At 67.1% G+C, this 25,326-nt stretch carries 23 protein-coding genes and 2 pseudogenes; 15 read left to right on the forward strand and 10 right to left on the reverse strand.

Translation table 11 applies throughout. The annotated features are described in order from the left end of the window. Window positions 1–2: 2 nt before the first annotated feature. A complete protein-coding gene (locus HNR30_RS45365; protein ID WP_181616438.1) occupies window positions 3–551 on the forward strand; it encodes a hypothetical protein in 549 nt (182 codons plus the stop codon). A gap of 259 nt (window positions 552–810) precedes the next feature. After that, entirely contained in the window at window positions 811–3,195 is a 2,385-nt protein-coding gene (locus HNR30_RS45370) for a tetratricopeptide repeat protein (RefSeq protein ID WP_181616439.1), read from the forward strand. Window positions 3,196–3,347: 152 nt separating this feature from the next. On the opposite strand, the gene HNR30_RS45375 is transcribed toward HNR30_RS45370, so the two are convergent. Next, window positions 3,348–3,542 carry a hypothetical protein gene (locus tag HNR30_RS45375; protein WP_181616440.1) on the reverse strand — a complete coding sequence of 65 codons (195 nt, stop codon included), beginning with the start codon at window positions 3,540–3,542 and terminating at the stop codon, window positions 3,348–3,350. Window positions 3,543–3,800: 258 nt separating this feature from the next. On the opposite strand from HNR30_RS45375, the gene HNR30_RS45380 reads away from it, so the two are divergent. Both HNR30_RS45380 and HNR30_RS45385 read left to right on the forward strand, forming a co-directional pair. Then, entirely contained in the window at window positions 3,801–3,974 is a 174-nt protein-coding gene (locus HNR30_RS45380) for a hypothetical protein (RefSeq protein WP_181616441.1), read from the forward strand. A 253-nt stretch (window positions 3,975–4,227) separates the two neighbouring features. Beyond that, window positions 4,228–4,818, forward strand: coding sequence for a hypothetical protein (locus HNR30_RS45385; protein WP_181616442.1), 591 nt, complete (start codon window positions 4,228–4,230; stop codon window positions 4,816–4,818). Window positions 4,819–4,871: 53 nt separating this feature from the next. Here the strand turns inward: HNR30_RS45385 and HNR30_RS45390 are convergent, their stop codons facing one another. Continuing rightward, window positions 4,872–5,306 (reverse strand): hypothetical protein, encoded by a 435-nt coding sequence (locus HNR30_RS45390; protein ID WP_181616443.1) that lies wholly within the window; start codon window positions 5,304–5,306, stop codon window positions 4,872–4,874. 218 nt (window positions 5,307–5,524) lie between these two features. Here HNR30_RS45390 and HNR30_RS45395 point away from each other — a divergent pair, with 218 nt between their 5' ends. Beyond that, window positions 5,525–5,920, forward strand: coding sequence for a hypothetical protein (locus HNR30_RS45395; protein WP_181616444.1), 396 nt, complete (start codon window positions 5,525–5,527; stop codon window positions 5,918–5,920). Between the two features lie 266 nt (window positions 5,921–6,186). Here HNR30_RS45395 and ssb (HNR30_RS48870) read toward each other — a convergent pair. Further along, window positions 6,187–6,666: pseudogene (ssb, locus tag HNR30_RS48870) on the reverse strand (single-stranded DNA-binding protein); the annotation flags it as partial. A 184-nt stretch (window positions 6,667–6,850) separates the two neighbouring features. On the opposite strand from ssb (HNR30_RS48870), the gene HNR30_RS45405 reads away from it, so the two are divergent. From HNR30_RS45405 to HNR30_RS48875, 3 genes are read left to right on the forward strand one after another with little or no spacing between them, the layout of a single operon-like run. Further along, window positions 6,851–7,933, forward strand: coding sequence for a tyrosine-type recombinase/integrase (locus tag HNR30_RS45405; RefSeq protein ID WP_181616445.1), 1,083 nt, complete (start codon window positions 6,851–6,853; stop codon window positions 7,931–7,933). Further along, window positions 7,930–8,253 carry a helix-turn-helix domain-containing protein gene (locus tag HNR30_RS45410; protein WP_220134749.1) on the forward strand — a complete coding sequence of 108 codons (324 nt, stop codon included), beginning with the start codon at window positions 7,930–7,932 and terminating at the stop codon, window positions 8,251–8,253. The genes HNR30_RS45405 and HNR30_RS45410 overlap by 4 nt, the downstream gene beginning before the upstream one ends. Then, window positions 8,250–9,941: a site-specific integrase gene (locus HNR30_RS48875; RefSeq protein WP_246380349.1), complete on the forward strand. Its 1,692-nt coding sequence runs from the start codon at window positions 8,250–8,252 to the stop codon at window positions 9,939–9,941. Before HNR30_RS45410 ends, HNR30_RS48875 begins: the two co-directional genes overlap by 4 nt. Window positions 9,942–10,173: 232 nt before the next feature. Here the strand turns inward: HNR30_RS48875 and ssb (HNR30_RS48880) are convergent. Further along, window positions 10,174–10,455 (reverse strand): annotated as a pseudogene (gene ssb / locus HNR30_RS48880) (single-stranded DNA-binding protein); the annotation flags it as partial. Window positions 10,456–10,757: 302 nt separating this feature from the next. Here ssb (HNR30_RS48880) and HNR30_RS45420 point away from each other — a divergent pair. Further along, window positions 10,758–11,105 (forward strand): hypothetical protein, encoded by a 348-nt coding sequence (locus HNR30_RS45420; protein WP_220134750.1) that lies wholly within the window; start codon window positions 10,758–10,760, stop codon window positions 11,103–11,105. Then, a complete protein-coding gene (locus tag HNR30_RS45425) occupies window positions 11,102–11,440 on the forward strand; it encodes a hypothetical protein (protein WP_181616447.1) in 339 nt (112 codons plus the stop codon). The genes HNR30_RS45420 and HNR30_RS45425 overlap by 4 nt, the downstream gene beginning before the upstream one ends. A gap of 20 nt (window positions 11,441–11,460) precedes the next feature. Here HNR30_RS45425 and HNR30_RS45430 read toward each other — a convergent pair whose 3' ends face one another. Both HNR30_RS45430 and HNR30_RS45435 read right to left on the reverse strand, forming a co-directional pair. Further along, the gene (locus HNR30_RS45430) at window positions 11,461–11,598 is read right to left on the reverse strand and encodes a hypothetical protein (protein WP_181616448.1); all 138 of its coding nucleotides are present in this window, start codon (window positions 11,596–11,598) and stop codon (window positions 11,461–11,463) included. Between the two features lie 90 nt (window positions 11,599–11,688). Next, window positions 11,689–11,898, reverse strand: a complete 210-nt coding sequence (locus tag HNR30_RS45435; RefSeq protein ID WP_181616449.1) for a hypothetical protein — start codon at window positions 11,896–11,898, stop codon at window positions 11,689–11,691. A gap of 562 nt (window positions 11,899–12,460) precedes the next feature. On the opposite strand from HNR30_RS45435, the gene HNR30_RS45440 reads away from it, so the two are divergent. Next, window positions 12,461–13,534 carry a hypothetical protein gene (locus tag HNR30_RS45440; protein ID WP_181616450.1) on the forward strand — a complete coding sequence of 358 codons (1,074 nt, stop codon included), beginning with the start codon at window positions 12,461–12,463 and terminating at the stop codon, window positions 13,532–13,534. 3 nt (window positions 13,535–13,537) lie between these two features. Next, window positions 13,538–13,786 carry a hypothetical protein gene (locus HNR30_RS45445; RefSeq protein WP_181616451.1) on the forward strand — a complete coding sequence of 83 codons (249 nt, stop codon included), beginning with the start codon at window positions 13,538–13,540 and terminating at the stop codon, window positions 13,784–13,786. Window positions 13,787–14,255: 469 nt separating this feature from the next. Here HNR30_RS45445 and HNR30_RS45450 read toward each other — a convergent pair whose 3' ends face one another. After that, window positions 14,256–17,951, reverse strand: coding sequence for a hypothetical protein (locus HNR30_RS45450; RefSeq protein ID WP_181616452.1), 3,696 nt, complete (start codon window positions 17,949–17,951; stop codon window positions 14,256–14,258). 449 nt (window positions 17,952–18,400) lie between these two features. Here HNR30_RS45450 and HNR30_RS45455 point away from each other — a divergent pair, with 449 nt between their 5' ends. The 3 genes from HNR30_RS45455 to HNR30_RS45465 all read left to right on the forward strand — a co-directional run bounded on the left by HNR30_RS45455 (window position 18,401) and on the right by HNR30_RS45465 (window position 22,430). Next, a complete protein-coding gene (locus tag HNR30_RS45455) occupies window positions 18,401–19,312 on the forward strand; it encodes a hypothetical protein (RefSeq protein ID WP_181616453.1) in 912 nt (303 codons plus the stop codon). Window positions 19,313–19,969: 657 nt separating this feature from the next. Continuing rightward, window positions 19,970–20,788, forward strand: a complete 819-nt coding sequence (locus tag HNR30_RS45460; RefSeq protein WP_181616454.1) for a hypothetical protein — start codon at window positions 19,970–19,972, stop codon at window positions 20,786–20,788. A gap of 223 nt (window positions 20,789–21,011) precedes the next feature. Beyond that, on the forward strand, window positions 21,012–22,430 hold the full coding sequence (locus HNR30_RS45465) for an AlbA family DNA-binding domain-containing protein (RefSeq protein ID WP_181616455.1): 1,419 nt from the start codon (window positions 21,012–21,014) through the stop codon (window positions 22,428–22,430). 485 nt (window positions 22,431–22,915) lie between these two features. Here HNR30_RS45465 and HNR30_RS45470 read toward each other — a convergent pair whose 3' ends face one another. From HNR30_RS45470 to HNR30_RS45480, 3 genes are all read right to left on the reverse strand, one after another. Next, the gene (locus HNR30_RS45470; RefSeq protein WP_181616456.1) at window positions 22,916–23,155 is read right to left on the reverse strand and encodes a hypothetical protein; all 240 of its coding nucleotides are present in this window, start codon (window positions 23,153–23,155) and stop codon (window positions 22,916–22,918) included. Window positions 23,156–23,180: 25 nt separating this feature from the next. Beyond that, a complete protein-coding gene (locus HNR30_RS45475; RefSeq protein WP_181616457.1) occupies window positions 23,181–23,648 on the reverse strand; it encodes a hypothetical protein in 468 nt (155 codons plus the stop codon). A gap of 187 nt (window positions 23,649–23,835) precedes the next feature. After that, window positions 23,836–24,771, reverse strand: coding sequence for a tyrosine-type recombinase/integrase (locus tag HNR30_RS45480; protein ID WP_246380351.1), 936 nt, complete (start codon window positions 24,769–24,771; stop codon window positions 23,836–23,838). Between the last annotated feature and the right edge of the window lie 555 nt (window positions 24,772–25,326).

The raw sequence follows: 25,326 nt of genomic DNA on the forward strand, positions 1-25,326 counted from the left end.
CGATGTCAGTCACCAAGCCTGAGCTGGCCACCGAGCTCGCCACCAAGCTCACCGTCTCCGCACCTGCCTCCGCTTCCACCGCTGGGCCCACCTTGGGGTCTGCCCCTGGGCCTGGCGCGCCCGAGCGCGCGGCTGAGGTGAGCGTGCGGGTGACGCATGGGTCCGGTACGTACACGCTGACGGTGACCGGGACCGATGGTCGCCAGCGGGTGGAGGTCGTCGGCGTCGACGAGCACGGCCAGGTGGTGGCCGAGCTGGAAGGCGTGATGAGCGGTGATCTGTCGGTGCTGGCTCAGCTGTTCGCTGCCGGTGCCGCCGCCATCCCGCCCGCCCAGCGGCCGCCGGTGACGCTGGAGCAGCGTCGGGCCCGGCACGCCAACTCACACCGGCCGTGGATGCCGGAGGATGACGCGCTGCTGCTGCGGCTGGCCAAGGAGCCGGGTGCGAACATCCGGGACCTGATGACCAGGTTCGGCCGTAGCCGGGAGGCGATCGTCAAGCGGCTGGAGCGGTTGGGCTTCGATCCGAAGAGTCTGCCTTCGCGGGCGTGAGGTAGCCGGTTGCTCGAGCACGGGGAGACGTCCGTTTTCGAGGTGGGTCTGGATGAGTGGATGGCTGTCGGAGGGGTCAGCGATCGCGCCCCAGGTCCGGGTCGGCGCTCCGCTCTTTGGACGTGAGAGCGGAGCGCCGCCCCGCCAGCCACACCGGAATCCTCGCCGATGCCCTTTCCATGCGTGTGGCACCCGTGGGTGGAGCGGGGAGTACAGAACGTCTACGACACGACTCGACGACGGATGCGGGTGGGGCGGGATGCGGCGGGCGCTGAGGAATCCCTGGGTGCTGGGTGCGGCCTGCAGTGTCGGTGCCGGTGTCGTGCCACTGCTGGTCCCAGGCTCGTGGCCGTTTGGCTGGCGGGCGCTGATCGCCGCAGTGGTCGCAGGTCTGGCAGGCGCCGCCGGTTCCTATTTCGGTGTGGTGTTGACCCGGCAGGACCAGCGCGCCGCTGCCCGCCAGGCAGTGCAGGCTCTGCTGGACCCCCTCGTACCTCCGATCCCGCAGCAACCGCACGACGCCGAGCCGAGTGTGCTGGAACTGCTGACTCCGCACTGGTGCCCGACAGGCTTTTGGGGTCGTCAAGCCGAGCAGAAACAGTGGCACGCCTGGTGCACCGACACCGGCACCGGCACCGGCGGCAAGAAGGGCACGGCGGGCGGGGCGGCATCGAGGCTGATGATGGTGGACGGGCCCGCAGGATGCGGTAAGACGCGCTTTGCTCTGCGAATGGCCCGTGACATGGAGCCCGAGTGGACGGTGGGCTGGCTGAAGCGGGGCACCGGCGCGGCGCTGGTCGAGGCTGCGGCGGCGGCTTCGCGGATGCGTGTGCTGGCCCTGGTCGACGACGCTGACACCCACGCCGATCTGGGCGCGTTGCTGGCCGCCTTATCCGGATACTCCGGGACGGTTGCGTTGCGGGTGGTGCTGATCACCCGGCACGGCGACACCCTGGAGGATGCGCTGGCCGGTCGGCTTTCGGAGCGGGATAGCGTACTGGTCACGGTCCTGCTGAAGGCAGCGGCCCGGCTGAGATTGCAGCCGCTCGGCGGGAGCGGGGACGTCATCCGCTGGTATGGCGAAGCCGTCAGCGACTTCGCCCGCGCCATGCGCCACCCGGCGCCGCCGGTGTCGGACCGAGTGGCGCCCGTCCAGGCCGGTCAGACGATGGTCGAGATTCTGGCCCAAGCCATGCTCACCGTTTTAGAACCCGCTGCCTCCAGCCCGAGCCCGAAACCGCTGAACCAGGTCGCCAAAGTGCTGTTCGAGCACGAAGCCCGCTGGTGGCGCACCAGCGCCGCCCTTGGGCGCTGGGCTCTCGGCCCGGTCGACCAGGTGCTGCTGGAAAGGGTGCTTGTGGTTCTGGTTCTGTTGGCTCCCGCCGACGAGACCGCCGGGGCTGCGGCGCTTCGGCGCATCCCCGATCTCGATGGCACTCCCCAAGCGCAGGTGCTCAGGCTGCTGCGCTGGGCCAACGCTCTCTATCCGCGCGGATTGGGACTGCACCTCGGACCAGATCTGCTGGCAGATTGGTTCATCACCACCCGCCTCACGCGGCTCGACGACGGCGAGTTCGCCCGGAGGCTGCTCGTCGGTTTGGCGGGTGAACAGGCTGGTCGTGTGTTGACTCTCCTGGCCCGCGCCGGCGAACACTACCCAGCCGCCCACGTCCTTTTCGAGCAACTTCTGGACGGCGACCCGATTCTCCTGGCTCACCACGCCATCTACGCCGCCCTGACCACCGAGCACCGCCGAAAGCTGGATGAGACCACGGCCGCGATCCTGGCCCGCACCGCCCTTGACATCGAGACCATCACCTACCTCCTGCAGATCGTCCCGACGCATGCCCTGCCCGTCTGCGCACTGGCCCTGACGCTCCAGCATCTCCGCCACGAGCGCGCCACCGGCCACCCGCAGGATGTCGCCATCGCCCTGGAGAGCCTCGGGATCGCGCACCGTTGGCTGGGCCACGATCGCGAGGCCCTGGCTGTGACGCAGGAAGCGGTGAAGCTCTGGCGGGATCTGGCCGCCAACAACCCCGCCCACCAACCCGACCTCGCCGCCACCCTGGGCAACCTCGGGATCGCGCACGATCGGCTGGGCCAGTATCGCGAGGCGCAGGGTGCGGCCCAGGAAGCGGTGAATCTCTTTCGGGATCTGGCCGCCGACAACCCAGCCCACCAACCCGGCCTCGCCGCCACCCTGGACCGCCTCGGGACCGCGCACCGTCGGCTGGGCCACGATCGCGAGGCCCTAGCTGCGGCCCAGGAAGCGGTGAATCTCTGGCGGGACCTGGCCGCCAACAACCCCGCCCACCAACCCGGCCTCGCCACCACCCTGGGCAACCTCGGGACCGCGCACGATCGGCTGGGCCACGATCGCGAGGCCCTGGCTGCGACCCAGGAAGCGGTGAATCTCTGGCGGGACCTGGCCGCCAACAACCCCGCCCACCAACCCGACCTCGCCACCACCCTGGGCAACCTCGGGAGCACGCACCATCGGCTGGGCCAGCGTTCTGAAGGCATAGCCGTCTGGCGGAAGTCCGTGGCGATCTGGCGTGAGCTGGCGGAGCGGTTGCCTGATCAGTATCGCCAGCGCTACATCGACGCACGCGCTGTCTTGCGTCGGCTGGAGGGTGACTAGCGCAGCCATGTCGATGGCGACTGATCCTCGATCCACAAACCTGTAGGGGGTGCGCCTTCAGTCGAAGGTGCACCCCCTACGTGCGGTCATCTTGAGCTCGACGGGTGCGGCCGATGGCCTCACGCCGGGAACCCGGGCCTTCGACGGCAGGGTCAGCCGGTGCTCTTGGGCCGTGGCCGTCGATCGCCCGTGCGACTGTTGAGCACCGCGATCACGTCGCCGGTGCGGTAGGTCCGCCATCGGCCGCGCAGCTCGTGGGCGGCGCGCTGGTCAATGGCCTCGCGGTACTGGGTGATGCGCTTGCCATCGCCGCCGAGCAGTTTGGCGATCTCGCCGAGGGTGCGCATGTCATCAGGGTTGCCGGGCACGTCGTAGCGGGTCGGCTCGGCACGCGGCGATCACCGATGGAGGACCCCATGCCCGATGAGATGCTCGTCGCCGAGATCTGGGGCCGGATGCCTTGCTCCTGGCGCGCGACCTGCCCACGGACCACAACGAGCTGAAGCTGCTCGAAAGCGTGGCGCCACCTCCCCTGCTCGGCCTACGTGACCTTGTCTTGCCGCGTCCGCTGGGTTCGGGAGCAGGAGGGGCGGCGCTTTCGCCACATGGGCCAGGGCTGGAATGGTCTGGCCGGTGACGAGGACCGGTTCCTGATGCTGGCGGCCATGCTCGACTCGTCGAGCGCGCCTCCCGCAGGGCGGGTGCTCACTGTTCGAGAGCGGTGGGACTTCGAGCGGGGCCTGCTCGGCGAGCGGCTGGGGTGTCGAGTCCTGGCCTGACGCAGCACCGTGAGAGCACCGTGAGGCACTCGCATGCCTATGCCGTGCTCTGCAGGCCGTCGGCATGCAGTGCGGCGCCCTGCCCGTGGGGGTTTTCGGAGCGGGTTTTCTGCCGCTGTGGCGGCGAGGAGCAGCTCGCTTTCGCCTCTGTCAGAGGTGTACCGTTTCGGCACACCTGGTGTACCGTTTCGGCACACCTGGTGTACCGTTTCGGTACACGATGAGTGCGTTATACAGGAGACGGGAGCTGGTCATGCGTATCACGAACTGGTCGGCCGATGGAGAGGCTCGCAGCTTCACGGTGGAGTACTCGGCGTCCTCAGATGATCCTTCTGGGCTGGTCAGCCGGTTGGCCGAGTCCGGGGATCTGGGGCGGGTGCTGCGCGAGCTCGGGCATGGCCATCTGGCTGGTCACGTGCCCGGTTCGGCGGAGGAGTTCCGCCGGGTGTTCTCGACGCTGGGGCCGGTCGTTGAAGCGCTGGACGCACGGCGGAGGGTGCTGATGACGGCTGCGCGGCACGGCGATCCGGGAGAGTTTTCCTGGCGCGGCCTGGCGGCGGACGTGGCGCTCGCGCCGACCACGGTCAAGCGGTGGGTGCGCGCCCAGGAGGAGGGCCTGCAGGTGGGCGAGAACGAGGCGCTGGTGCTGCTGACCATGGGCGATGAGGCGCTGGTGGTGACGGCGCGGCATTCGGTTCAGGAGCCGTTGCGGATGCCTGCGGCTCGGATCGCTCAGCAGGCGGGCCTGCCGGTGGGCGAGTTGGCGGGTCGCCGGTTCCGGGTGGGCACGGTGTCGGACGCCACGGTGGACGGGTTCGAGCTGCTGGATGATCCTCGCGCCTGATGCGCGGAGCCCGGTGGTGGAGGTGAGCCGGTCTGCGGCCGGGGCCTGTGGTTCTACTCGGCTGGGGATGCGGCCTGCTTGCGGGGGCGGCCGCCGCCGACGCCTTTGCCTGGCCGGGCTGCGATCTGGCTGGCGAGCTTCGCGCGGGTGAGATGGTGGACGCCGCAGACCTGGATCCAGCCGGTGAGGCGACCATCGGCCCGGTCCTTGCGGACGGTCACGTATTGGACGGCGAGGATTTCGGCGATGTCGAGGTCGTCCAGGAGGTCGTCGGGGTGCGGCGGTCTGCTGGGCAGGGGCGGGATGGCGCGGTGGTCTCGGGCGGCTTCCACCTGGCGCTGGTCGTAGAGGGGCTTGCGGCGGCCCGGGTTGAGCGGGGTGAGTTCGAACCGGGTGGCGCCTCCGGTGTTGTGCCAGCTCTTGTAGGAGATGCCGAGGATCTGGCATGCGGCCTGGGCATCTACGGCATGCGTGTCGCGAGGGATCATGGGCTCTCCCCGTGGCGTGATGGTCGGGCGGTGTGCGGTGTCGCATGACGGACCTTGCACACCATAGGAACTATACCACACTTTAACCCTGTCTCGACGTGGGCAAGCGTGAACTTCGCGCACCCCGTTGGGGTAGAACTGTGGTATAGTTTTCTTGTTGGGGGAGATTCGGAAGCTCCCGGCGCTCGCAGGTTGACAACTCCAGAGAGGGACGTCCCGTGGACGACGATTTCGAGATGGCCGAGCACCTGGTCTTGGGTGTGATGGCGATGATCGCCGCGTATGAGCGGATCGCGAAGCTACTGTTGACGCTGCCGCTTCCGATCAGCCTTCCCGCCTGGACTGTCGGGGGAGCCGACAGCAAGGTTCAGGTCGGCGCGATCGACAAGGTCCAGCGGCTGGTCTGGGAGATGCCGTTATCCGAGGAGCTCGCGCAGCTGCTGAAGGAGGCGGTGATCGAGTGGCTGACGCTGCATGACCTGAACATCCTGCTCCTTCATCGGGAGGAGGAGCTGTCCCACGATCGACCGATGATCGTTCACGCGATCATCCGGGCCTCAGAGCGCATCACGCAGGCGGAAGTGCTCGCAGGTCTGAGGATGATCGAAGAATGAGCTGCTGGCGGGGCGGGCATCTGAAAGTGCCCGCCCCGCCAGGGGGCAGTGAGGTCTGCTTGTTGCGGAACTTGAGCGGGGATGAGCTGGGGTCGGCGCGGGAGCCTCTGGACTCGGACTCGGACTCGGACTCGTCGCTGATCGCGGTGCGAGTTGCTGCCGCCTCGGTGCTGCCACGATCACCCGGCTCACGTCGGCATGCGTCAGCTCGGTCATGTGCGGGGAGTAGATGGCGCCGCCGTGCGGTTCGGCGACGTTGCACGGCGTCAGACACGGGTGGAGACCGAGCGGAACAACCTTCTACCGCTGACAAGTCGCCCAGGACGTCGAGGGGGTGCTGCGGCGCCGGCGAGGTCGGGGGAGCCGGTCTCGGTGTAGGCGCCGTTCTGGTCCGGGGCGGGTGCCTGGGCGGACGAGGTCGCCCAGGGGTCCTCGGGCGCTTGCTGGGTCCGGTTGGCCTTGGTGACCCTGGCGATCGCGTTGCGCAGGGACGGGGCGATCTCGTCGACGTCGACCTCGAAGATGGTGCGCTTTTCGCCCTCGCTGGTCTCGTAGGAGCGCTGCTTGAGGCGACCCTGGAGAATGACCCGCATCCCGCGCCGGAGCGACTCTGCGACGTTTTCGCCCTGTTCGCGCCAGATGTTGCAGGTCAGGAAGAGGCTGTCGCCGTCCTTCCACTCGTTGGTGGCGGAGTCACGGAAGCGGGTGTTGGAGGCGACGCGGATGCGGGCGACTGCCACGCCGGTTATCCCAACTGTCGTGGGTTCCCCGCAGGTCAGTTCGGTGCTGGTAGGGCGTCCATGCTGGTTGGCATGGGTTCGTCTGTCTGGTGAGAGATTTCATGGTTTCGTCGGGATTTCTGACGTTCTCCTGGTATCCATGTCCAGTGATCGTTATTGGTGAGCTGGTTGGTCTGCTGGCGAGTGGTCGATGACGCTGGCGGTGGTGCGGTCGCTTGGGGCACCGCATCGGCTGCGGACGGCTCAGGAGTTCGAGGACTTCGAACAGGAGCTTGTGGACCAGTTCGCGTTGGCGTGCGCGGGCGCTGGGATCACCGACCGCTACATCAGCGAGGAGCGAGGCGTCATCTTCGGCTTCTTGAAGGCGGTGGGTAAGCCGGTCTGGGAGGCGAGCCCCGCCGACGGGGACGGATACCTGGTCGCGCAGCGCAAGGCTGGGCGGGCTCCCTCGACGGTGAGTGGTAAGGCGCAGACGCTGGCCCGGTTCTATGACTTCTTGCTGGCCCGCTACCAGGGCGACATCCACGCGTTGACCGGGCATGTGCTGGTGCAGCCGATCGACGAGTGGAACCGGCCGGCTGACACCAGCCAGCAGCTGATCCGGGTTCCGCCTCGCGACGAGGAGATCGACCGGCTGTTCCGGGACTGGCGCGAAGGTCTTCCGCAGGCCCGCAAGTTCTTGCCCGCGGCACGTGACTACATGGCGGCCTCGCTCTGGCGCAGGGTCGGTCTGAGGATCAGCGAGTCCGTCGGCCTGGACATCCGCGATTGGCGATCTGACCTGGGCGAGTACGGCAAGCTCCACGTGCGGTTCGGCAAGGGCAGCCGCGGCCGCGGCTACAAGCCCCGGATGGTCCCGGCGATCGAGTCGGTCGACGCGCTGATGGACTGGTGGCTCGGCGACATCCGGCACCAGTTCGGCGACGACTGGGCCGACCCGGACGCTCCGCTGCTGCCCAGCGAGCGACGCGACCGGATGACCGGACGCTGCCTTCGGGCCGGGGACGACGCCCTGTGCTCGGGACTGAAGACCGCGGTCGAGGCTCATCTGCCCGCGTGGTCGGGGCGGCTCACGCCGCACGTGCTCAGGCATTACTGCGCCTCCTCTCACTACGCGCGGGGGATGGATTTGAAGGCGATTCAGGAGTTGCTAGGTCATTCGTGGCTTTCGACCACGACGCGGTACATCCACGTCCATGACGACCACGTCGAGACGGCATGGGCGCAGGCCAACGACCGCGTCGCGGCACGGCTCCCCACGAAGGGAAGATGATCGCGATGCGCTGGAACCTGCGGTTGAAGGCCGCCGAGCGCGGCATCTGGAAGTCCACGGAGATGCGGCGGCTCCTCGCGGACGCCGGGCTGGAGATCAGCGCGGGGAAGATGTCGGCGTTGTGGACCGGAACACCGACCACCATCCGCTTGGACGACCTGGACGTGATCTGCTTCGTTCTGGAATGCGAGCCGACCGAACTGTTGATCCGCGAGCCCGAGCAGGTCGAAGCTCGCCGACCCCGGAAGATCCAAGAGGCGAACGGCGGGCCACCGGTCACGCCGAGGCTGGGCCGCAACAAGTCCCTGCCGCCCGCGTGACCGTCCCTCGCACCTGTCCGGCCTGCCGCGCGAAGCCGGTCGCGACCAACCAGCGCCGCTACTGCTACGACTGCACTCCTGGCGGCCCGCAGGTCCCGCCGCCCTGCCGCAAATGCGGATCCGAACGCGATTTCTACGCCGCCGGGTTGTGCCGCCGCTGCCACCGCTTCGCACCGCACGTGATCGACTCGTGCCGCGACTGCCTGGGCTGGGGCGTCACGCGGCACACCACCTGGTTGTGTGAGGCCTGCAGGGGCTGGCGCCGGAAGATCTCTCGTGGGGACGGCCCGTGCCGGATCTGCCGCACGCACCGGCCGCTGAACGGCGAGGCCCTCTGCCGTTTGTGTCGCCGACAAGCCGCGCTGGCCCGCAGCGCCCGGCGCGGCACCACGGCCGAGGAAGCCAACCGGCACGGTCAGCAGCTGTTCATCGTCGATACATTCCGTCAGCGCCGCAGTGGCCAGCGGCTTGCCCCGCCCGAGCTCGGCGCGATCGAGATCGTCGGCCATCGGCAGCTGACGCTCTTCACGATCTCGCGCACCGAGCCGACCGGCCTGGCCTACGAAGAGGCTGACCCCGAACTCGTGGCCGCGGTGATGGCCGCCGCCGAACACCACGCCACCAACCACGGCTGGAAGAAGACACAGCTGGTCAACGCCCGCAGGGTCCTGCGCATCCTGCTCGGACGACAGGACACGCCCGGGGCTCCGATCCCGGCCAGCGACGTCCTGGAGCTGAACCGAACCGACAAGCTCGCGGCCCAGCCCGCCCTCGACGTCCTGGACGCCATCGGCATGCTTGAGGACGACCGCGAGCCCTCGGTCACCGCCTGGTTCGACGCCAAGCTCGCCGAAGCGGACCTGCCCGAACCGATGGTCACCGAGCTGCGCGCCTGGTTCACCGTCATGAAGGACGGAACAACTCGTCCGCCACGACGGCGCCCTCGATCGCACATCACGATCCGGGTGCACGCCATGTGGGCGCTGCCGGTCCTGAAGACCTGGGCCGCAGTCGGCACCAACTCGCTCCGTGAGATCTCCAGCGCCGACGTCCGGGCAGCACTCCCCAAGAGCGGCAGCCCACGATCGACAACGGGCCAAGGACTCCGGTCGATCTTCAAAGTCCTCAAGGGCCAGAAAATCATCTTCACCGATCCCACCGCCCGCATCCGGACCGGAAGCCATGAGACCCGTGACCCGCTGCCGCTGACCAACCTGGAGGAACTCAGCCACGCGCTGAACTCGACCGACCCGGCACGCGCAGCCCTGACCGCCCTGTTCGCCTTCCACGGACTGCGCAACCACCAGTTGCGCGACCTGCTCCTCACCGACAAGGACGGGCCACGGCTGCGGGTCGGAGACCGCACGATCCTCCTGGCGGCACCCGTCCGTGAACGGCTCACGTCCTGGCTCGACCACCGCACGGCACGCTGGCCCAATAGCAGCAACCCCTACGTGTTCATCAACGCCTACACCGCAAACAGATCCAGGCCGGTCAGCGGCGCCTACTTCAGCGCACTGATCAGGATCAACACCCAGGCCATCCGCGAGGACCGCATCCTCCACGAGGCCATCGCCACCGAGGGAGACATCCGGCGCCTCTGCGACCTGTTCGGGCTGAGCGTCGCGGGCGCCGAACGCTACGCCACCGTCGTCGGCGGAGAACTCGCCTCCGCCGACGACCGATGAGAGGGAATCGCTCATCACGCAGCCCGCACCCTAGAACGGAGGCGCCGAGGGATAACCGGCACCCGCGGCCACCGGGGGCCTGCGGCACTGCCCACGGATCGTTTGGCGGTGCCTCCGTCCCGGCAGGGGGAGCCGGGACCTGATCCCGTTGGGCCTTGACGACCTTGGCAGACGCCCACTTCAGGGACGGGCCGACGTCCTCGACCTCGACCTCGAACACGGTGCGCTTGACACCCTCGCGGTCCTCATAGGTCCGCTGCTTCAGCCGACCCGTGACCACGGCACGGCAGCCCCTGCTCAGCGACTCAGCGCAGTTCTCAGCGAGCTTCCTGAACGCCGAGCAGCGCAGGAACAACGTGTCTCCGTCGCTCCACTCGCCGGTCGCCTGGTCCCGGACGCGCCGCGACGACGCGATAGTGAACGATGCCACCGCGACGCCCTGCTGCGAAAAGTTCAACGAGGGATCGTCAGTGAGATTTCCGACCAAAGTGATCGGGGTGTCTCCGATAGACATGACTGGTCTTCTCCTTTGTTCGACGGTGCGGGAGTCAAGACCGGCGATCTGCCGGTCTCGGCATCAATGCAGTTGACGGCCCGGGCCGTGATCGAGAATCTGGGCGACATGACGGCGAGGCTGATCGCGTGACTGGGAATGCATCGGGCCCTGATAGTCGGTTTCGGGATCGGCGCGAACGCAAGTACGGGTACGACTTCATCGACAGGGTGCTGGTGCGCTGCCCTCGATGCGACGGGTGCGCTGTCGTCATGCCGCACCCTGCGGCGCCCGAGGATGGCGAGGCAGCTTCCGCCGGGTCCATGAACTTCCGCCGGCGCTTGCACTGCAAGGAATGCGGCTTCTTCAAGGACGAGACAGTGAGCTCCGCCATCGTTGGCGGTCCTGTTGATCCTTTCTTCCAGCGGCAGGTGTGGTTGCAGGCGAGCTGCTGCGGACATGTGCTCTGGGCTTACAACGTCCGTCATCTCGATCTCCTGGAGGCCTATGTGGCCGCGAAGCTGCGCGAACGCGGAGATCTTGTGGCTTGGGCTCCGTCCAGCCTGGTAGAGCGCCTCCCTACCTGGCTCAAGACAGCCAAGAACCGTGCCGAGGTCCTGAGGACGATAAGGCGCTTGCGTTCGACGCTGCCTGCTGAAGAGTCGCCATGACGAGCTGGTTCCGCGCCTACTGGGACGAGGAAGACATCTGGTTCTACATCGAGGCCGGTGACGACGGCTGGGTCACCCGCCAGATCGAATTCCAAGGCCCCGAACAGCGGCCCCTCGCCGCTGCCTCCCTGACCGAGTGGCAGGCCGCCTTCGAGAGCGGCAAATTCGGAAGCTACGAAGCCACCTACGGCCGGACCGCTGAACTGCCCGTCCACGAGTGGGAAGGCCACGATCCTCAGCCGCTGACGCTCATCGAGTTCGACGACGCGTGGGCCAAGGCCCGTCGAATCCTCACCGGGCCGGACGATGCTGCCGCATCTGCCTCCAGTTCGTGAACCGAAGCACTCGAACCCCGTCACGAGCTAGCCTGCAGGCGTGAGTTCAATCGGACAGCCGCTTCAGTAATCGCGAACTCGCGGGCGACGGGGGTGAAGCGCAGCTCGGGGTCTTCGACCAGGTTGCCGATGAGGGTGATGAAGGTGCCGTTGGCCATGGTGTCCTCCAGGACGGATGGGGTTTCGGGGTACGGACCGGATCGGGCTGACCGGGGGCGGGATTGAAGTCGCCGCCCCCGGACGGAGGGCTAGAAGGGGGTCGGCAGGTCGGCGGCGTGCGCCTGGCGGTAGCCGTCGATGCGGGCGGACAGGCAGCCGATGCACTCGCGCCCGCGGCTGCCGTCGTCGCCGATGAGCTCGACGGTGTCGGCGAGGGGGACCGTCGCGTTGCAGGTGGGCCTGGTGCAGGTGGCCAGTCCGGGTTCGGCGGTGATCGGCAGGGCGAGGGTGAGGGTCATGGTGGGCTTCCTTCCGTGCGCCCCCTGCTCGGGGGGTCCGTGTTCCGGTGAAGGCGGACACGCAGGCGGAAGCCCGTGCCTGCGAGGCTGACTGATCGGAATACGGCCCGAGCAGGGGACGTGGCGGTCGGCGGCCGGCCATGGTCCTCGGGGCTTGAACGGTGAGGGTCCGTGTCGGTGGCCCGCCTTCAGCGGGCGGGCGGCGGGTGCGTGTCACTGCTCGGTACGGCGGGTCAGATCGGGTCGGCGGGCACCTGCGCGGGGAACGGACAGCTCCGACCGTGCAGCAGCCTCGGGCACCCGGTGCGGCGGACGCCCCGGTTCGGGCTTGCACGCGGAGGCGGGGAGGCTGGTGGCCGGACTCAGCGGAGTCCTTGAAAGGCGGCGAGTGTCCGCGACAAGGGGTGCCTATATCGGATCCGGACCGAATCATGTGGTCGACATCGACGGCCTGGCCACCCACGGCCAAAATGTGATCTGCACCACATCCTCTTTTGTGTTGCCGTTGGACCCCCGTCGAGAGCCTCAAGGGGTGAAGGCACCTCTAACGAAAGGTTCTCTGATGGCACACACCAAGTTGACGAACCCCCAAAGCAGGCTCGCAGTCCTGGTCACCGTCCGGCATGAAGGGATACCCGCTGCCAAGGGCCCAGGCGTGGTGCGGGCGGCGCTCCGATGGCTGATGGGCCGTCCGCTGCAGCAGCACCAGTCGGTGGCCAGGAGGGCGGGGCTGCGGGCGGACAGCGTGGCGACCCGGCTCGTAGTGATCCCCGATAGCGCTTCGCTGCGCAAGTCCTACGGCTCCGATCGCGTCCCCTTCATCATCGAAGCGTCCGCGCCGGCCGAAGCTGTGCAGTTGGTCCGGCGGTGTCAGGACCTGATGCGGGCGGATTTGGCCAGGGCACTGCCATTCAAGCGGCGGTTCACCCTGCTGCCGAGCGAGTACATATATGACACTTTGGCACCGATTGCGGGCCAGTGGCCGGTTCCTGTGGGCACTTGCGATGCCTATAAGGAGGCACACGACGCGATGGCCGCCTACGTCATGAACGGCGACGAGGAGAAGGCCATGGACTTCGCCAAGAAGTGGCAGTTGACCATTCGCAGGCGCTCAGCCGTCCTGAACGGCCTGCTGGGAATTGGATGGGGCGGAGTCGAACTGTTCAACAATGACCGAGTGATCGCTGCGCTCAACCGGCAGATAAGGACCGAGCGGAACAACCTTCTACCGCTGCATGAGCGAAAGCTGGAGTATCGACACATCGAATATCTTGACGATCCAGATACGGAGAGCAAGACCAGAAGCACACGCGGCATGAGCAGGCGGCGGACTGCAACCCGGCGCAATCCGGTTGAGGACCACGCGATGTACAGCCAGCCTTTCGGACATCACCCATGTCTTGACGCCCTGCTAGTCGACTTCAGTCCCGCAGAGGCGCACACCGTCGCCATGTACGTGTTCAGCGAAACCAACGCGGACTGGCACGACGCCGCGCTACTGGCACAGGCGAACAACCCGAAACAGTTCGGTGAACGGGTACGGCGCAAGTTCCTGCGTGCGATGCAGAAACACCGCTCGAGGACAAATTCCGCCGCGTGCCAGCATGATGCCGCGGCCAACCAGACTGGAGCCTGAACCATGCTGAAGGTCATCTCCGAGCTGTCAGTAGCAGGGATGCCGGTCTGGCTGATCGCGCCAATCCTGTTGATCAGCAGCCTGACGACTCTGGTCCTCGCCTTGGCCAGGGCGCGAGCGAGCATCATTCGGGCGCACGGCGCATCCGGCCGCACCGTCGCCCTGTTCGAGTGCCGACTCCGCTACAAGCAATGGAAGATCGCGCATCGGGGCCGGCAGCGAAAGTGGTCACGGCGCACCGTGGATCAGTAGGCCAGGCCTCAGCTCCTGCTGCTCGGCACTGTAACTGGTGCCGAGCAGCAGGAGGCCACACGCGGGGCTGGGCGCGGCTAGCTTGGCGCGAACCCACCCACACGAGAGCGACATGCGTCAACTAAACGCGGGTTCAACTATTTGGCTGCTGGGCGCATCCCTTGTGATCTACGTAGATCACGAGGGGGCCCGGGGTTGGCGCCCGCGACAGCGTGGCCAGAGTTCAGAAGAGGCTTTCCTGGTTCGTGGCCAGGGCCCCTGCTCACGAAGGTGTCCCCAGCCGCCAGGTAGAGCTGATCCTTGATCGACAACTGAACGGCCCACAGTGCTGGGGAGGCGGCGAGATGCGCGTCGAGCCCCGAATAGTGTTGATCTTGCTGTGACCTGCATGGTCGTCCACGAAGGCGCCTGTCTCCCACAGCAGCACCGCTGGCCAGGGCGTATACACGCCTCGCAGCTCGTAACGGGCTCAGTCCTTCCGCCGGACAAGCTTCCAGTCGCGCGAGTAGACGTCGTAGTTGTAAGTGATGGTGACGGTCCGCTCCTTCGCGTCGGTCGTCTTCGTCGTGAACTCGTAGCCGGCCGTGGTCTCGCCGCTGGCCTTGAGCGATGCGATCTTTCCCTCAATGGCAGCCTTGATCTGGCCCATCCAAGAATGGGTATCCTCACCGGCTGTCGCGAGCTTGATCGTCTCCGAGACTGTCTTGGAGTCCACGCGCACCGGCTCCACGTCGAAGCGGAGGAGACGGGTCGCCGCCGACACACTGACCTCGTCAACCACGGTGAAGGTCAGCGCGGGTGGGGCAAGGTGCTCGACGGGTATGGCCAACGGTCCGGTACCGGGGAGCTGGATAGTCGGTGGAAGCGGCGGAGGCAGCATGATCTTCGAGCCCTCGACCCGGATGCGCCACGTTCCGGGCGGAACGTCGACATCGTGTTTGTAGCCGACGTCGTAGCCTCCGACCTCCCAGTCCTGGCTGTACGGCATCTGGCCATCGGGCGGGGTGACGATCAGCAGATAATAGCCCTCCACCGGAGCCGACCCACCGGGCCACTTAGGGCTGATGTAGACCTCCCGGGTCCGCTGAGTGCGGGGCTTCGGCGCTGGCTTCGGGGCAGGAGCCGCGTCGGGTTTCTGGGCGGTGGCCTTGACCCCCGCGGACTCGGGAGTCTGCCCGAGGGCCGCCAACAGGCCACGCTCTTCGTAGCCAATCTCCCCCTCGGGGGCGGCCGTCGTGCCGCCTCCTCCGGCGGAACTTCCGGCTGGCCCGCCACTGACCGTGCCTCCGGAGGAGCCGCCTGGGGCCCCACCTGAAGTTCCGCTCCCGGCCGCCGACCCGTTCGCGGCGGCCTTGGCGGCCTTGCCGATGTCGACGCTCTTACCAGCGTTCATCAAACCCCCGGCCGCAGTGAGGCTCTTGGTGGCTAAACCGCCACCTGCGTTGGTGCCGCCCTTCACCGCGGTCGCCGCCAACTGGGCGACGGTGTTCGCGAAGTCGCCTGCCGCCTTCACCGCTGTGTTCTGGGCCTCCGTCGACTGCTGACCTGCCGCGGTGGCTCCCGCTTGCGCGGACTGCACCGCCGCCTGCGCCAGGCCGACCGTCGCGGCGGCAGCGCTCATGTCGCGGAACAGGTTGCCGTTGTTGAGGGCCTGGAGCGTCCCAGCCGCGAGCACCGGGTCCGGCAGGGACGTCGGGGCCACGATGTTGACCATCGGGTTGGCGAACTGTCCCGGCTGCAGGTCCTGGCCGGAGTGCCGGGTGCCGAGGTCGACCGGGTTGATCTCAGGCGGGACTAGCGGGATCGGCATCTCCTGCCAGTTGATGAATCGGGACAGGTCGATCTTCTCAGCGCAGTTGGCCCGGCCGAGGACAGCCTCGGCGAATAGGCCGTCGGTCGGCATGGCGATGATCTGGGTCTGTGCGATCTCGCCGATCTGGTCTGCGCCGAGCCCTTTGCTGACGCACCAGTCGCGCCACTCCTCGGCCACGGTGGGCGGGTTCGACGCCGCGGCGTCGGGCGGGGCCGGGTCGATGTTCATTTTGAACACCAGGTAGTTGCCCATGTAGCCGATGGGTTTCGGGTCGACCCATTGCAGCAGCGGTTGGCTGTCACTGCCTGTGCCGTAGGTGTAGTCGGCCAGCAGCATCGCGATCACGGTTTCGTCGAGTTCGTCCCAGAGCGCCTGGTTGTAGCGGACCTTGTTGCGCTGCAGGTCGGCGGCGAGACGCAACTGTTCGCTGTCGTCGAGCGCCTTGCTGACCGTCATCAGGGGCGTATTCAGGGTGGCTGTACTGACCTGGACGGTCAGCGGACTGACGGGCATGCCGTCCTTGAGCAGATGCAGGGACAGGTTGGACGTGTCTTGGGCCTGGTCCGCGGCCGCGGTGAGCTGGACGTTGACGAGTGCACTCACCGGGATCGCCTGGGCAAAGGTCGCGACCTTGTTGGTGAACACACCCTTGACCGTCGTGCCGTCGGTCAACTGGGCGACCACTTCGGCGTTGTCGTCGACATCGCGCGAGGTGACCTTCTCCAGCGTCAGCGCGTTTGGCAGGGTCAGCGAGGTTGAACTGAGGGCTTTGACCTGTGTGGACGGCAGGTTGCCCGGCCCCAGGAGCATGCTCCGCAGCTGGTCACGGAGCGGCAGTATCGGGGCTGGGCGGGGCATGGGTCGGGGAGCTGTGGACGCGTTCGTCGGTCCGCTCGGCGGCGCCGTCACTGGTGGGACCGGTATCGGCGGGGTCGGAAGAGTAAATGGAATGCCGCCGAGCTTGCGCAGAAGCAGGTCCTTGATCTGCGGGTCGCGGCAGTGGGACGCTACGACCGCCGTCTGAGCGGGGGTGAGGTCCTTTTCAGCCAGATCGACCATCTTCAACGGGACCAGCAGCAGTTTCTCCACTTTAGCCAGGCGGGTGTCGGCCCGGAAGTTTTGGACGACCTCGAAGTAGAGGATGTTCAGGGCGTGCGCGTGGTTGTAGTTGACGATCATGCGGGTGGAGGTATCGGCAGCCTCCGACTCAGAGACCTCCTCCACCACAGTCGCGCGCCTGCTGCGGGCCGCCGTGGCATGCTGGGTGGTGGCGTCAGCAATATTTTGGCTCATCGAACTGTTGACATTGCGGGTGCCCTGGCTGCTGGTGAGCGTTACCGCCTTGCTGGAGTTCGTCGATCCCGAGTCGGTGGTGGACTCCCCAGGGACCAGGCCCCCGAGGACACCCGGGCTCGTGGTGGAGCCCCACGCCTTCGCGGTTGCTTCGCTGGTGGTGGAACTGAACCCAGACTGGGCTTCGGAGGCGGTTGCAGCTGCGACCTCGTTCATGGCCCGGTTGTGGGTGGTGGCGTTGTCCAACTGTTCGGACTGGGCTCCGGTCTCGCCGCGCTGTCCGGCCTGACGGCGAGACCAGTCAATATGAGCGATCCTGACCGGTTCACCGGCGGCGAGCGGGATGGTCCTGCGGAGGTCGCCGAGCGCCAAGCCCTGCAGATGCCAGGATTGGGAGTAGGTGATCCGGGCCCCTTCGGCGACTGTCTGGTAGCCGGCGTCGGCCTTGGCGAGGGCGGCGGCCAGGTCGAGCTGGCCTGCATCGACGATCGGCGTCGGCGCCGCGCTTCCGCCCGGCTTTGGATGCACCTTGCTCAGGACCATTGTGGAGTAGGTGAAGGTCTCGACCGCATTGGCGTTGTTGGGCTGGAGAAAGTCGGGGATCCCGTCGCTGTCGGCGTCGGAGCTCTCCTCGACCGTGGCCCCTAAGAGAGTGGCGGTCCGCAGCAGCCCGCGAGCCTCGCGGTAGGGCGGCCAGGCCGCGAGGTCCGCGACACTCGACACCTTCAGCCCCTCGCTGAGCTTCGCGGCCTGCTTGTCAGTCACCGACCGGAGGACCTTGAGATCAGAGGCGAGGACCTCCCGCAACGTCTTGCCCGCAACGTCCCCCTTCGCAGTGACCCAGTCACTCGGCACCATCTCGGCGTCTGGGTCCTCGGACTCCTCGGCCAGCCGAGCGAGCTCAAAGGCCACCCCGAACACATTGGACCTCGCCAGGTCATAGATGGTGTGGATCCCAACGGCCTGCAGCGCCTGCGCGTGCCCCTCGGTGACGTTGCGGATCCTGTCCACCGGAGTGGAGATCACCCCAGCCGTCCGCGCTCGGCTGCTCTCGTTCATGGCTTCCCCTCTCCCTTCCTCCACCGCACGGGCCGGCCCACTGTTTCGTGGCGCGGACGAAGCCACGCCAGACGGCGTCGAGAACCACCCGCTCGCCCGTCAGCTCAAACCACCTTGATGGTGACCGCCTCGGGTTGCGCCCACAGGCCCTCGGTCCTGATCCGTTTGGGATGCTGCGGCACCGATGAGCACCTTGCCGCACACCGCCGGGATTCGGCCAGGGGGAAGCCGATCCGAGTCGTAAACCGCACTTGGGATCTGCTCGAGTGCGACCGGGTCGAACATGGCCTCCCGCTTATGCGGGTAGCCCAGCTCGAGCAGAAGCCAGTCGGGGAGTCTCATCGCAGACCGATTGCACCACGGGGGCGTTGGGGTTGCCCAGGTGCCTGTCCCATACAGGACAAGCTGTTCCGGATGACAGTGCCTGTGGGCTGGATCACGATCGAGGCATGGAAGAGCTCAGGGTTTTAAACGAGCAACTCGTCGCCGCCGAGTGTAGGCAGACCATCGACGGACTGCCCTGGGAGGAATTTCTCGACAGGGTGCTCGCTGATGACTTCGTCCTACGGCGATCGGCTGCCGATCGGCCCGACGAGGATAAGGCGACATTCCTTCAAAACGTCCGGTCTGAGGAGAAGCCCCTCCAGCGTTCCCTGGTCGGAAACGCCGCGATTTGGGAAGCCGACACGGTGGGCGTGGTGACCTGCACCATCAGGGTGCCAGGACGTGACAGCGACTTCCGCAACGTCCGGGTGTTCACCCGCGCTACTCCGGGATCCAGCGCCTGGGCCTGCGTCTACTGGCAGGTCACAGCCACGCCGCGCGGCGAGCCACCGCCAGCCAAGGTTACGGTGCACCTGCTCGGCTTTCCTGTCAGCCTCACTCGCGCTCTGAAGGTCAGCCCCGACCCGGTTTTTCCGCCAGATCACATCGCAGTGCCGGGCGAGTCAGCCTTGCTCGACCTCTATCGTGAGATCTGCGCCAGCTGGCGCTCCTTGGCCGACACTCGCTTCAAACTCGTGGGGCTGGTGCCCTCAGTCAGCGCGGCCCTGCTGGCAGCCCTGCTGCTGCGTCGGCCGGAGGACACGTCCAACCCCGTGGCCGGACTCATCATCACCGTTCTCGGTCTCCTCGTGACCATCGGTGTCGCGCTCTACGACCAGCGCAATTCACAGCTTCATGATGAGTTGATCTCCAGGGGGCGACGGATCGAGCACGAACTTGGCGTCCGTGTAGGTCAGTTCCTTGGGAGGCCGAGGGCCCAGGGGCTGATCAAGCATGACGTCGCACTCATGGCCATCTATGGAGTGACCATCGTTTGCTGGGCCACTGCGCTGATCACCATTCTTCTTCGTTTCTGATCAACAAGTTTCCGGCAGCACCGAACAGCTCCCAAGGCCATCCGCCGTGTCACTCACATCGCCGAACGCCCGAGATCTTCCTGGCCGACGTTGGCAAGCCGAACCGTCCGCCCACAGTGGAGGCGGCGGCCTGGCCGCCCTACCGCGAGGCTCGCGGGCTGCTGCGGACCGCCACTCTCTTAGGGGCCATGGTCAGCCACTCCTGACCAACACACAGTCACCACCATCACCCACAGCTACTTTGGGGCTGGGGCCACGTTCGGGAGCGGAGGGCCTACGGCGGGGCTCGCCCGCAGTCCGGGGCTAGCTCGCGGATGTGGTGTCCGGCCCTGCCTGCCTCAGCGCGGTGGTCGGCGAGTGCCGGATTCAGACGGCAGGGACAGCTGATGGCTGGAGGCTGAGGATGCCTCGCTGGCGGGTGATCGTCACCCCTCAGGGATACCCGCGCCGGCAGGATGCCGCAGATCGGCATCAGGGGACGGCGGAGAGGAGCGTGAGCACCAGGCTCCGCGACATACCCATCGTCCCCGGAAGGCCGGTGGGTTTCGTGCCTGTGGTGCTCTTCGGCGCCGGAGAAGTTGCCAGGGTCCCGAGGATCACCAAGGTCACTGGCCGCGGACGGGGGCCGGAGGTGTGGGGTGGGACGCACAATGGAGTATGAGTGGACGCGACCTTGGATTCGTAGCTGAAGCATTGTTTGACCGATACCTGGCCGAACGTGGCTATACGGCGCACGCGAGCGATGACCCTGGCCAGAGGAATCCCGACAGGCTGATCACGGTGCCCGACGGCCGTCGGGCGGTGTGTGAGGTCAAGTCGTTCGCGTCCAAGGGACTGCTCAAGAGGGCCCACTTCCGTGAAGGCGAGGCGGGCACGGGCATGCGTGTCTCCCAGCCGATGGTTCAAAGCCAGAAGGAGGCGCTTGAGCCGGTCCGGGATAAGATCAAGGAGGCTGCCAAGCAGCTCAGACGGTACAAGGACGACGGGCTCCCGCTCATGGTGGTGCTGGCCAACCCGATGAGCAAACCGATTCCGTTCGATGAGAGCAGCCTCATCGCCGCGATGTACGGCGACATCGAGGCGGTTTTCGAGATCCCCGAGCAAGGCGCTGAGGGTGAGGGTGAGTCATGGCTGGCCGCCGGACTCAACGGCAAGCTCACCAACGACCATCAGTACATCAGCGCCGTTGCCCTCCTGCGCGAACGCCCGCACAGCATCGCCTGGGCTGCGGCATGGTTCGATGAGAACCGGAGCCGGTTCGAAGATCCGAAGGACATGGCGGTCGGCTACCTTGAGGCGGCCGTGACCGAGGATGTGCCGCAGGGAAGCGATGTCTTTCTCAGCATTATCGAGACCGCCAGCGAAGAAGCTGTCCCTCTGCCGCGGGATCTGTTCAACGGTCCGCTCGACCTGCGCTACAGCCTGTTGCTCGACGGCTCCGGATTCGGGCTCCTCGACGATCACACTACCCACTGACCGACGACCGTTCCCTCCGTAGAGGAAGCTGGTGGATGTGGTGCATGACCAGCCGCCCCGCTAGCGAGATCCTGCCTGCGGGGCACCCGGCTGTCGACAGGGAGAGCGTTTGAGGCCGGGCCGCCCGAAGCTGGAATGACAGGCAGGCGCTTTCCTGGTTCAGCCTGAGGATGTCGGTCCTCTCGGGCATGCTGGGCTGCCTCCACACTGAGGGCGAGGACGCATGGCGTTGAACTTCGATCACAGGTCCGCTCCTATTCGCCCCAGCCAACTCCTCGCCTTGGCCGAGGCGATCCATGGGGCCGGTCCGGCTGACGAGAGCGTGTGGCTGGAGTGGAAGTCGACGCTGGCACTGAACAGCAAGGCCGGATGTCATCACATTGCCAGGGCCATAGTCGGGTTCGCCAACCGCATGCCCGATGTCGCCTCCGGCTACACCGAGGGTCACGCGTACCTCGTGGTGGGCGTCGAGCCTGGAAACCTGGTCGGCGTCGAACCGATCGACGTCGTCGACCTGGATCAGGGGCTTGCGCCCTACCTCGGAGATCAGCCGTTGCGGTGGAGGCCGACCTACGTCTCGATTACGCGCGGCGACCGCACCGCCCACGTACTCATCGTGGATGTCGAACCACCGCGGTGGGGCGATGAGATCTTCTGCCTGTGCAAGGAGTACAACGGCGTGCGTGACGGCGCGATCTTCGTGCGGGGCAACGGCTCCACACGTCCGGCGGCCACGAGCGAGGTCAAGGCGCTGGGACTGCGGCAAAAGCGTAGCGTCCAGTCGATCGAGGTGGACGTGCGCGTCTTAGCCGGTACCCCGGTTCGACCCGTCGATGCTGGGCCGCTGGCCGTCGAGGGGTGGCTGGCTGGGAGGCGCCGTGCCGCCCTGGCGTCGTTGCAGGCTCACGAGCGGCCGAAGGCGAGCGGCCGACGTTCCTCCTTGTCCGGCGCGGAGTATCAGGCAATGAAGCAGTCGCTGAGTCGAGCGATGGAGCAGTCGATCGGCCGGATCATGAAGAGCGAGCCGGAGACCCGGACGGCTGCGGAGTATCGTGCCGAGGTCGAGCAGTATGTATTGGAGTGTGCCGGGTCATGGGCGGAGGCGGTGCTGCCCGCCGCGGCGGTGCACATCAAGCCGGTCGAGCTGGAGCTGGTCAACCTGTTGTCGGCCAACTTGGCCGCAGTCGAGGTCCAGCTCTACATTCCCGGTGAGGTCGAGGCTGTCGTCCCTCGGCAAAGCCGGGCGCTGGAGGCGGGCGAGGGTTTCGTCCGGCTGCCGAAGGCACCGCGACCATACGGGCCGCATCAGCGTGAACTCTTCGGCGAGCTGTCCCATAGCTCGCCGCTGTCGCCAAGGGTGAGCTTCGGGCTGTCCGGCCATATGGCACCACTCCGGCCGACGATCGACAACGGCGGCTCCACGACGATCACCTTCTCGCCGGTGCATCTGCGGGCCGAGCAGCGCCTGCAGCTCGATCCGATCGTGGTCATCGTCCGGACGCCTGCGCCGGCGCGCCTGGTTTGCCGCTGGCAGGCCACCTCCACCAACATGGACGGCCGCCTCACCGGCGAGTTGGTCCTGGAGGTATCCGAAGATGTCGTGGTGCTGGTGGCCAGGTCCACCAGCAGCCGGTTGCGGTAGGTGATGAGCTCGTTCAGGACGGCCCGGACCAGGTCCCTGCTAGCGCGGCGCTGGATGTCGTGCAGGGCCGGCTCGGTGAAGCTGCCGACAGGCAGGTGCTCGGTGGCGGCGCGCAGGAGGCCGGCCTGCACGACGACGATGAAGGTCCAGTTGTTGTCGTCGCTGGTGTCGGCCAGGCTGATGTGCGCCAGCGCCGATCCGGGCAGGTGCTCGAGTTGCTGTCCGGCGGCAGGCAGGTCGGGCGGTTGGAGTGCCTGCTGTGCTTCGGCGAGCAGGTTCTCCAGATCGGCGACGTCCTCGAGGGTGACGTCGCCGACCCGGGAGAAGATCGCCTCCCATTGGGCGTCGGTGAGCTGGATGGGGCTGATGTCGATCTGGTTGTGGTGGACCATGCTGAACTCCAGGTGTGTCGTGGCTGGAAGGCCGTTGCAGGAAGGTCGACGGGAGAACCGCTGGAACCGCCGGGTTCAGGAAATGGGGCGGCGTCAGCGGGCGGCCAGGCCGGTGACGGCGATCGTGATGCGGGAGCGGAGTCGGCGAGGGCCGATCGTCCAGGCGAAGCGGTGGTTGCCAAGGTGGCGGACGGCTCGCACCTGGGCGGCGGCCAGGGCCTCCTCCAGCCAGCAGCGCGGGTCCTGGCCGGGCCGGCGGGGCGCTGCTCCGAAGCTACAGAGCATCTGCTCGGCGTAGCGGTGGCCCTGCTCCTGTTTGCGGATCTTGGCCAAGGCTCGGTCGGAAATGACCTGCCCGCTAGGCAGGAGCCTGATCGTGCGGGGGCTGGTGCGGCCGAGGTAGTCGGCGTTGGTGGCCTGTAGATGGCGCCTCGATGGCCGGGGAAGACGAGGCTGCCGTCCAGGGCGGCACGGGGGAGCGGGTCGGCGAAGCTGACCACCCCGCTGATCCCGGCTCCGCGTCGGGCGCGGTGGAGCGCCTTGGCCAGAAACCAGCTCTCGCCGTTGGCGGGCACGGCGTCGTCAGGACGAACCGGCCGAGCTCCAGCGACTCCTGGTAGGGCTCCAGGCGGGGGAAGACGGAGGTCAGGACCGCCTGGTTGACCGGGATCGACAGGACCGCGGCGCCGACCAGGACGAGACCTTCGCTGTTGCGCTCGCGGTGGCGCTCCCACAGGCCGTAGCGCAGCACGGCGGCCGGGTAGGTGCCGGAGTAGTGCCGGGCCTGGATGAAGGTGCGAGCCTGCGGTTCGCTGATGGGGCTCACCTCGTAGCGGCTGGAGTCGAATCCTCCCTCGCTGCGGTGGCGCCAGGACGGGAGCCGGCCGGGGCTCCGGGGTTGAGGAACCTACAGACAGCCGTTGGCGGTACCCGCGAGTAACTTAGTCGGAGGCTTCAGCGGGATTCCGGGGACCCTATTCGCCGGGTAGTGACGCGATGGAACGAGCCGCAGGTCAGCGCGTTCCCTGGTCGCGGCGTCGGCGGGCGGCGCGGATTTCGGCATCGGCGACGTCGTCGGCCAGGAGGGTGTAGAGCTGGGTGGTTTCGGCCGAGGCGAGGCTGAGGCGGCGGCGGACGGCTTCGATGGAGACGCCAGCGTTGATGAGTTCGGTGGCGTGGGCGTGGCGGAGCTGGTGGATATCGATCTCGACTCCGGCCGCCTGGCAGTAGGTCTCCCATCGGTGGTGGGAGGCGTCGTAGGACAGCGGCCCGCCTGAGCCGTTGATGCTGGCGCGGAAGAGGGGCCCGCTGGTGTAGCCGGCGCGGGCCAGGTAGAGCTTGAGCAGGGTGACGTAGCCGCGATCGTCGAGCAGCACGGCGCGCACGCTGCCGCCCTTGCCGTGGATGCGCACATGCTCGTCATCCAGGCGCAGGTCCAGGTCCTCGACGTACAGGCCCCACACCTCGGAGGCGCGGGCGCCGCACACGTAGGCGGACTCGAACAGCACTCGGTCGCGCAGCCGGTCCAGCGGGACGTCCTTGCGTGGCCGCCGGGAGCAGATCGCGTTCAGGTCCTTGGTGACGTCGGCGGCCGCGGCCGGGCGGGGCAGTGTCTTGGGCACCTTGATGGTGTCGATGCGGTCCATCGGGTTGGCGTCGAGCAGGTCATGCCGGACGGCCCAGCGGCAGAAGGAGGCGATCGCGGCCCGCTTGCGCTTGCGGGTGGCAGCCGACAGGGCGCCGAGGTCGGCGAGGAAGGCCCGGATGGGGGCGGCGCTCAGCTCGGCGAGGTCGCCGTCGACGTGGGCAGTGAACTGGATCAGGTCGCCGCGGTAGGCACGGATGGTCTGGCCGGAGGCGCCGGCCTTGCGTTTGTCGGTGAGGAAGTCGTTCAGGTGCGCCGTGAGCGGGTGGTCTCGGCCGAGCTGTTCGGCGATCACCGGATCCATCCCGTCAGCCTCCACCATCCGCGAAGTTGCCAGATAGCCGGGAAACGAAGCATCCGCGCCGGACAGCGGTCGCCCAGATCGCGCTACGCCTGTGATCACCATCTTGCCAGTTAACGGAGGTTATCCCGCAACTGGCGCAGGGCTGCCGCCGACCCGGTGTTCAATCTGACGGATCAGCAAGGGTCTGCGCCATCCCCACACCGAGGGCGTCCTATGCATGTCAGTTTGGTCGACTTCTCCCTCTTCGTGTACGGCGTGGGTTAGCGTTTCGCCGTCACCAGGTAGGCGAGGGACATGAGGGACTGCCGTGTCTGCTGCTGTTGTGCCGAAGCAAGCGAGGCTGGCCTCACAGAAGTACTCCGGCGCGCTCAAGGCGCGCCGGAGCGGGTGTCGATTACCTACGGCGGCGTGGTGCATCCCGAAGCGCATCAGGACGTGTGGGGTGCAAGCACCGGGAGAACTCGTTGATCAGCCTTGGCCGTTCCTCAGGCAGGCTGCCGCGCAGGACGAGGGCGAGGGCTACTACCTCACACAGGCGCAGGAGCAGCGTGCGAG

The organism is Nonomuraea soli, assembly GCF_013761175.1.
In the GTDB taxonomy this organism is placed as follows: Bacteria; Actinomycetota; Actinomycetes; order Streptosporangiales; family Streptosporangiaceae; genus Nonomuraea; species Nonomuraea soli.

Excerpts from the sequence above, each read along its gene's own strand:
- HNR30_RS45425 (WP_181616447.1), top strand. The coding sequence starts at position 11,102 with ATGACGAGCTGGTTCCGCGCCTACTGGGACGAGGAAGACATCTGGTTC.
- HNR30_RS45390 (WP_181616443.1), bottom strand. The coding sequence starts at position 5,306 with ATGATCCCTCGCGACACGCATGCCGTAGATGCCCAGGCCGCATGCCAG.
- HNR30_RS45375 (WP_181616440.1), bottom strand. The coding sequence starts at position 3,542 with ATGCGCACCCTCGGCGAGATCGCCAAACTGCTCGGCGGCGATGGCAAG.
- HNR30_RS45465 (WP_181616455.1), top strand. The coding sequence starts at position 21,012 with ATGGCGTTGAACTTCGATCACAGGTCCGCTCCTATTCGCCCCAGCCAA.
- HNR30_RS45420 (WP_220134750.1), top strand. The coding sequence starts at position 10,758 with ATGAACTTCCGCCGGCGCTTGCACTGCAAGGAATGCGGCTTCTTCAAG.
- HNR30_RS45455 (WP_181616453.1), top strand. The coding sequence starts at position 18,401 with ATGGAAGAGCTCAGGGTTTTAAACGAGCAACTCGTCGCCGCCGAGTGT.
- HNR30_RS45410 (WP_220134749.1), top strand. The coding sequence starts at position 7,930 with ATGATCGCGATGCGCTGGAACCTGCGGTTGAAGGCCGCCGAGCGCGGC.
- HNR30_RS45460 (WP_181616454.1), top strand. The coding sequence starts at position 19,970 with ATGAGTGGACGCGACCTTGGATTCGTAGCTGAAGCATTGTTTGACCGA.
- HNR30_RS45440 (WP_181616450.1), top strand. The coding sequence starts at position 12,461 with ATGGCACACACCAAGTTGACGAACCCCCAAAGCAGGCTCGCAGTCCTG.
- HNR30_RS45405 (WP_181616445.1), top strand. The coding sequence starts at position 6,851 with ATGACGCTGGCGGTGGTGCGGTCGCTTGGGGCACCGCATCGGCTGCGG.
- HNR30_RS45385 (WP_181616442.1), top strand. The coding sequence starts at position 4,228 with ATGCGTATCACGAACTGGTCGGCCGATGGAGAGGCTCGCAGCTTCACG.
- HNR30_RS45450 (WP_181616452.1), bottom strand. The coding sequence starts at position 17,951 with ATGAACGAGAGCAGCCGAGCGCGGACGGCTGGGGTGATCTCCACTCCG.
- HNR30_RS45370 (WP_181616439.1), top strand. The coding sequence starts at position 811 with ATGCGGCGGGCGCTGAGGAATCCCTGGGTGCTGGGTGCGGCCTGCAGT.
- HNR30_RS45435 (WP_181616449.1), bottom strand. The coding sequence starts at position 11,898 with ATGACCCTCACCCTCGCCCTGCCGATCACCGCCGAACCCGGACTGGCC.
- HNR30_RS45480 (WP_246380351.1), bottom strand. The coding sequence starts at position 24,771 with ATGGATCCGGTGATCGCCGAACAGCTCGGCCGAGACCACCCGCTCACG.
- HNR30_RS45380 (WP_181616441.1), top strand. The coding sequence starts at position 3,801 with ATGGGCCAGGGCTGGAATGGTCTGGCCGGTGACGAGGACCGGTTCCTG.
- HNR30_RS45445 (WP_181616451.1), top strand. The coding sequence starts at position 13,538 with ATGCTGAAGGTCATCTCCGAGCTGTCAGTAGCAGGGATGCCGGTCTGG.
- HNR30_RS45365 (WP_181616438.1), top strand. The coding sequence starts at position 3 with ATGTCAGTCACCAAGCCTGAGCTGGCCACCGAGCTCGCCACCAAGCTC.
- HNR30_RS45430 (WP_181616448.1), bottom strand. The coding sequence starts at position 11,598 with ATGGCCAACGGCACCTTCATCACCCTCATCGGCAACCTGGTCGAAGAC.